This window comes from Paenibacillus sp. 01L418 (genome assembly GCF_056400045.1).
Map to the genome: position 1 here is coordinate 1 of NZ_JBFTSN010000362.1, position 6,565 is coordinate 6,565.

At 42.0% G+C, this 6,565-nt stretch carries 6 protein-coding genes; 5 read left to right on the plus strand and 1 reads right to left on the minus strand.

From position 1 onward, the window contains the following. A partial coding sequence (locus tag AC1DSE_RS27635) for a GNAT family N-acetyltransferase (protein WP_477528522.1) occupies window positions 1-229 on the plus strand: 229 nt, incomplete at its 5' end. A 1-nt stretch (window position 230) separates the two neighbouring features. Next, entirely contained in the window at window positions 231-1,265 is a 1,035-nt protein-coding gene (locus tag AC1DSE_RS27640) for a DUF1835 domain-containing protein (protein ID WP_477528524.1), read from the plus strand. Window positions 1,266-1,367: 102 nt separating this feature from the next. On the opposite strand, the gene AC1DSE_RS27645 is transcribed toward AC1DSE_RS27640, so the two are convergent. Beyond that, entirely contained in the window at window positions 1,368-2,261 is an 894-nt protein-coding gene (locus tag AC1DSE_RS27645; protein WP_441885353.1) for an AraC family transcriptional regulator, read from the minus strand. A 180-nt stretch (window positions 2,262-2,441) separates the two neighbouring features. Here AC1DSE_RS27645 and AC1DSE_RS27650 point away from each other — a divergent pair, with 180 nt between their 5' ends. The 3 genes from AC1DSE_RS27650 to AC1DSE_RS27660 form a co-directional block, all read left to right on the plus strand. Then, a complete protein-coding gene (locus AC1DSE_RS27650) occupies window positions 2,442-3,299 on the plus strand; it encodes a phytanoyl-CoA dioxygenase family protein (RefSeq protein WP_477511083.1) in 858 nt (285 codons plus the stop codon). A 257-nt stretch (window positions 3,300-3,556) separates the two neighbouring features. After that, a complete protein-coding gene (locus AC1DSE_RS27655; RefSeq protein WP_441885357.1) occupies window positions 3,557-5,389 on the plus strand; it encodes a UbiD family decarboxylase in 1,833 nt (610 codons plus the stop codon). A 284-nt stretch (window positions 5,390-5,673) separates the two neighbouring features. Further along, window positions 5,674-6,565, plus strand: an 892-nt coding sequence (locus AC1DSE_RS27660) for an ABC transporter permease (RefSeq protein WP_477528523.1), incomplete at its 3' end; no start/stop codon positions are given.

Below are 6,565 nucleotides of genomic sequence, written 5' to 3' on the forward strand. Positions count from 1 at the left end.
CTTATGGGGTGGTTCAACCTTATCTGAATACAGAAATAAAGGGTTGTATACTTCTTTACTTGCTGTACGAGCACAGGCAGCTTGGGAAAATGGATTCCGCTTGCTGACGGTAGATGCTAGTCCGATGAGTCTACCTATTCTGAAGAAAAGGGGCTTTGATCTTCTGGCTTATTCTTATCCATGTGTATCGCCAAGTAAAGAGGAAAGGAAGGAGATAGCTTTTGAATAAAATGTTGGAAATACGCAAGGCGGTCGAGGAGCTTTCTACAGATGATGTGAGACAGGCTCTAAAGTTAGTTATGCTTCAAATTGAGATAGCGGAGCAGAATTTAGAGGCTCGAGAAGATCTTTTTAATAATTTGAAAGAACTTTACGATTCATTGCTGAATTCCCAAAACAATAATAAGAAAGAGCTGGATTCGGCTGTCACGAAAATTCATATTGTGTTTGGAGACTCTGTTGCAGGCAGTTTGAAACTGGCTATTAAACAGCTTGGGTTAGCGGATTCCAATAAGGTCATTACTCTTAATGAAAGCTTCTCTATAGGCCCAATATGGCAGCTGCATACGGAAGAGGGATGGCTTAAGAGGAAGGAGTGGTTTAAAAATCATATTAATGTTGGTTATGACGAATCATATTTTGATATGGAAGAGGAAGCCTTCTCTCACCAAAGCTTATTAGCACAAATTCCAGAGCAAGCTTCAATTGTCATATGGTGTGGTAACAATGCTCATGAACAGACTGGTTTGCGTTATGCGCTTTATTTGCTCAGACACCATTTAAATGGTATTTACGTGTTTAATGCAGAAGAGGCATGCAGCAGAAGGTATAATACACCCGAAACATTCATTAACTRTTTGCAATTAGGAGAGGTTCCGGTAGATAAGTTAAAGGCTGTTATAGGTGAAGCAGAGGAAAATGGGCAGACAACTGGCGACATAAGGCAGCAACTGGTGAAGGAATGGCTAGCGCTTGCAGAGCATGATGAGGTGCTGCGTATTTGGAATCAAAGTAAAATTCAACATGTAGATGAAGATTACTTGGATGATTATTTGTTCGAAACGGTAGAGTCGCTGCTGCAGCATAAACCAAAAGATGAATTTATAAAGGCGGCCAGAGTAGTTGGCCAAGCATTGGGCTATTATGAGCAATGTATTGGAGACAGCTATTTCGAATATAGACTGCGCGAGCTTATTTACGCAGGCAAATTAGAAATCAAGGGAGTGCCTCGTGCAATGAGGTTTTATAGTGTAAGGCTGAAATAAGCTCGCATGCTTTCCCTTTTATTTATCCAGATGGAGCTTTCCCGTCATGTCGACGGGAAGGCTTCTTTGGGCTGTGTATCAGAGCAAAAGTCATGTATTTATTTATAGATTAGATTTTGTAGATTGGCGATAGAGAGTTGGCGTTTGCCCTGTAAATCGTTTGAAAAATATGCTAAACGTATGAATGGATGAGAATTGCAGCTCTTCTGCGATTTGCGAGATCGCTTTCGACGTGCTACGTAGCTCGGACTTCGCTTTATCCAAGCATAAGTGACGAACATATTCTCCGAGGGGAATGCCAACGGCATTTTTGAATTCCCTTGCGAGATGCGAGCGGCTAATATGGATAGACTTTGCTAGCTGCTCGGGATCATAGTTATAGCGAACCTCACGATGCAGCTGATTCATTACTTCAGTAATCGCGTCGTTAAGCGGCCTTGGAGGGGCCTCTGCTGCTAATGCTGGATCAAGAAAATGACGGAGCGTCGTCACAAGCAGCTGTTGAAATAACCCCTCCACCATGGGCAAGCTTAAATAAGCTTTATTTTTAATTTCGGTCATTATATGCTCGAAAAGTGCTTTTACTCGGCTATCTTGATCATGAGCGATTCGTTGAAGCCCAATGCGATAAAATTCAGGATACAAATGGTGGAGCCTCTCCAGCCTAAACCCGATGTAATAGAGCTTGAAAGGCTTATGTTTTCCTGCTAATCCAAAATGGATTTCTTCAGGCTTAGTAAGCAGGAGCTGGCCTTTCTCAATTTCATAAACCGTTTTATCGATTTTGTATTGACTGTACCCTTCATCCACGTAGCACAATTCGAAATGATCATGATAATGAATCGATGTGCTCCAGTTTTCATAATGATTCACACCGAGATAATAAATATGGCTCGCATCAGAATCGAAGGGCAATTCGATTCGAAACTCACCATCGTTTTCAATAACAAGATGCTGTTTGGGCACCTCGTTCTTCAATGAATTATTTTCACTCATTCGCGTATCCCTTCTTCTCTTCAAAACAATTACCTTCGATTATACCTTTTCAGCACAAAATCTCAACAAGCAATAATGATCAAAAACTTTAAATCTATGCATGGGATTAAAAAATACAACGTAATTTAACCGGTTTATAATGATCATATGTTTAAAATATGAATTCATGAGGTGCTTAATATGTCTATGAATGGTCAACTGCGTAAAGATTGTCTCCCTGTACAAGAAGATGTCACATTTTTTGCTGAAAATGGTTACTGGATTTCGCCTATTATTTTCTCTGAGGATGAGCTAGCGGAAATCGTCGCGCATCAGGATCGTCTATATCGCGGCGAATACGAGACTGGAAAAGCACCGGTATGCAATTGGCTGGAAGGACAGGATAATCCGCGGGCTCTGAGGAAAACAGATAATTCGCATTGGTCAGATCTGACACTTCGTAACGTAGCAGTAAACGCTACAATCGGAGGAATTGCCGCTGCCTTGATGGAGACGGAAACGATAAGGTTGTTTCATGATCAGCTGCTGTATAAACCAGGAAGAGGTACAGGCAAGGAAACAGCAAATGTAGGCTGGCATCAAGATTACGCTTACTGGCAATGCTGCGCGGGTCCGACGCTCATTACGGCTTGGGTTGCATTTACGGATGTGGATCTATCGAATGGCTGTATGCAGATGGTGCCGCGCAGCCACCAGTGGGGCTTGTTGAATGTAAATGATTTCTTTGAGCAAAATTTGGAGAAGCAGCAGCAAGCAATGGACATCCCGGAAAATGAAAAGTTTTCAACGGTACCTGTTATAATGAAAGCCGGGCAAGTAAGCTTTCATCATGCATTGACCATCCATGGAAGCGGGCCTAATACGAGTGATCAAGCACGCCGCTCAATGGCGGTTCATCTCATGACGGGTGAAACCAAATATAAATATGATGCTAAGGGCAATAATCATTTTAATGCACAGATGATGAACGGCAGAGAGGGAGAAATATACGAGGGCGAAGCTTGGCCTGTATTGTATACTACAAAAAACGAATTGTAAGGCAAGGGAGGCGCTTTTTAACGGCTGCCTGCCTATACTTTTGTAGTAGAGTAAGTATATAATCAATACTATAAACTTCGTTAATAAGATGATAAAAGTACGCCATTTATGGCGTATTTTTGTTTTTTGCTAATACTTGGCTGCATRTAACATTTGATTTTTGATCGCGTTTGACAATAGGCAACAATATGAATTAATTTTAATAAAAAGAGCGTGAGTTTTGATCACCCTATCAGGCTGAGATTGGAGAATTTCAAATGTATCGCAATTTAGAAGAATGTGTCATTGATTTAGAGAAAAACGGACATTTGGTTCGTATAAAAGAAGAAGTTGACCCGTATCTTGAGATGGCTGCTATCCATATGAAAGTTTATGAGGCTGGCGGTCCAGCGCTGCTATTCGAAAATGTAAAAGGCTCTAAATTTCGGGCAGTTTCTAATTTGTTCGGAACGGTAGAGCGCAGCAAATTCATATTCCGCAACACTTGGGAATCGGTGCAAAGTGTGATGGAGCTGCGCAATGATCCCATGAAGGCATTAAAAAATCCGTTTAAGCATGTCAGAACCGGTTTGGCCGCTTGGAAAGCTCTTCCGGTTAAGAAGTCGGGCAGTCTGCCAGTAACTGCGCAGGAAATACAAATTTCGGATTTGCCGCTTATTCAAAGCTGGCCAATGGATGGCGGTGCATTTGTAACCCTGCCTCAAGTCTACACGGAAGATCCAGACAAGCCAGGAATTATGAATTCAAATTTGGGTATGTATCGTGTACAGCTGAGCGGCAATGATTATGAAATGAACAAAGAAATTGGCGTGCATTATCAGATTCATCGCGGCATCGGCGTGCATCAAGATAAAACGAATAAAAAGGGTATCCCTTTAAAAGTAAGCTGTTTTGTAGGCGGYCCTCCAGCACATACGCTTGCAGCTGTTATGCCGCTGCCGGAAGGGCTGACAGAGATGACTGTTGCCGGAATGCTGTCAGGACACCGTTTCCGCTACAGTTATTTGGATGGGTTCTGTATTAGCAACGATGCTGATTTTGTTATAACAGGAGAAATTCATCAAGGCGAGACGAAGCCTGAGGGACCATTTGGTGATCATTTGGGGTATTACAGTCTTACTCATCCTTTCCCTGTCATGAAAGTTCATAAAGTGTACGCGAAGCCGGGAGCGATTTGGCCATTTACCGTTGTTGGCCGTCCGCCGCAAGAGGATACAGCGTTTGGAGAGCTCATTCATGAGCTGACAGGTGATGCGATTAGACAAGAAATTCCTGGTGTAAAGGAAGTGCATGCTGTAGATGCAGCGGGTGTTCATCCTCTGCTTTTTGCAATAGGCAGCGAACGGTACACCCCGTATCAGCAAGTGAAACAGCCGGCAGAGCTGCTCACCATTGCTAATCGGATTTTGGGTACGGGACAACTGAGTTTGGCCAAATACCTTTTTATTACAGCTGAAGATCAAAGGCCGCTGGATTCACATGATGAAGTGGATTTTTTAACGTATATACTAGAACGTATCGATCTTAGCCGTGACATTCATTTCCATACAAATACGACGATTGATACACTCGATTATTCGGGTACGGGATTAAACAGCGGCAGTAAAGTAGTCATCGCAGCATATGGGGACAAAAAGAGAGACTTATGTACAGAAGTGCCCGATGTTTTCAAAGAAATAAGCGGATTTGAGCATGCGCGTATGGTCATGCCGGGAGTTGTAGTCATCCAAGGCTCTACATTTATGAGTTATGCCAGTGCTAAGCAGGAAATGCAATTGTTATGTGATGCTATACAAGAAAAGGGAGCTCTTTCTTCATGCCCTATGATTATAGTAGGTGATGATAGTCATTTCATTAGCGAGACGATTAAAAACTTCCTATGGGTTACCTTTACGCGCAGCAATCCATCACACGATATGTATGGCGTGAATAGTCATTATGAGAACAAGCATTGGGCTTGTGACAATTTGATTATTGACGCTCGTATTAAACCGCATCAAGCACCGCCATTAATTCCAGATCCTTCGGTACTGAAGAGCATCGAGCGATTATTTGTTAAAGGTGCCAGCTTGGGTGGTTTGAACATATAGCTTTACAACACACGACACGCCTTTTAAGGCGTGTTTTTTTTGTCATTTTAAGGCCATTTTTGAAACCATCCTCACCAATTTTGTTTGCAAAAATCAATAAAATGATCGAATTTATCATAAAAGCCTGTGAAAGTATAAAAAATCGGGTTTTTATTATATAGTTTCAACATTTTGACAGAGTTAGAATGTAAATGAGCCTAATGAACGGCATTTGCTGCTGAAGATGCAGGACGCTTCAGTACTAATTTGCAAAAATTATATCAATTTATTATGGGAGGATGAGCATGTCGCAAGCAACAACGAAGGTAAAGTACACAGCGACTCCGCCGGAGAACAGCCCGAGAAAAAAAACCTTTTTCAACCGCCTGATGAAGCAAATGGATGTGCAATTGATGGTGTGGCCGGGTATTTTGCTGATATTCGTATTTGCCTATATACCTATGTATGGTGTATTGACGGCGTTTATGGATTACAACCTTTTTACGGGATCGAGAATATTCGATAACCCTTGGGTGGGCTTTAAACATTTTGAAGCGTTCCTTACTGCACCTGATATCGCTACGGTCATGAGAAATACACTTGTGATCAGCCTTTTAAAGCTATTAATAGGTTTTCCAGCACCGATTATATTGGCGCTAATGCTTAATGAAGTCAGGCATATGGTGTTTAAGAGAGTCGTACAAACGATTACATATCTACCGTATTTCATGTCATGGGTTATTGTAGGCGGCATGGTTATGGCGTTGCTTTCAACTGAAAACGGCAGTGTCAATATGCTGCTTGAAGGTGTTGGAGCGATAGATGAACCGGTCAACTTCCTGTCCCTAAAGGAATACTTCTGGGGCATACTGGTTTCGACCACGGTATGGAAGGAAATCGGCTTTGGCTCGATTATTTACCTTGCTGCAATCGCAGGTGTAGATCCGCATTTGTATGAAGCCGCAGATATTGATGGAGCCAGCAAGTTTAAGCAAATTTATCTCATTACGATACCAACGATTATGCCGGTTATTATCATCTTTATGATTCTAGCAATGGGGAATTTATTAAGTGCTGGTTTTGAAGATATTTTGATCCTTGCCCAGAATCCAATTCTAAGACCGGTGTCGGATGTTATTGATACTTATGTATATCGGGTCGGCCTGCAGAATGGGAAATTTTCTTACGGTGTTGCAG

Excerpts from the sequence above, each read along its gene's own strand:
- AC1DSE_RS27645 (WP_441885353.1), bottom strand. The coding sequence starts at position 2,261 with ATGAGTGAAAATAATTCATTGAAGAACGAGGTGCCCAAACAGCATCTT.
- AC1DSE_RS27650 (WP_477511083.1), top strand. The coding sequence starts at position 2,442 with ATGTCTATGAATGGTCAACTGCGTAAAGATTGTCTCCCTGTACAAGAA.